1 pseudogene is annotated in these 255 nt (G+C 66.3%); it reads left to right on the plus strand.

Annotation, left to right across the window (positions count from 1 at the left end):
• A pseudogene (locus QSK36_RS43375) lies at positions 1–255 on the plus strand (Fe-S oxidoreductase); the annotation flags it as partial.

Below are 255 nucleotides of genomic sequence, written 5' to 3' on the forward strand. Positions count from 1 at the left end.
GAGGCGGGCGTGATGCTCAAGAACCTGGAGAACAAGGGCAACCCGTGGGGCATGCCGGAGATGAAGCGCGCCGAGTGGATCGAGGAGCTGGACTTCGAGGTCCCCATTGTGGACGAGAAGATGCCCGGGGACGTCGAGTACCTGTTCTGGGTCGGCTGCGCCGGCGCGCTGGAGGACCGGGCCAAGAAGACCACCAAGGCCGTCGCGGAACTGCTGCACATCGCCGGGGTCAAGTTCGGCGTGCTCGGCCCGATG

It is taken from the genome of Microbispora sp. NBRC 16548, from assembly GCF_030268985.1.
Lineage (GTDB): Bacteria > Actinomycetota > Actinomycetes > Streptosporangiales > Streptosporangiaceae > Microbispora > Microbispora catharanthi.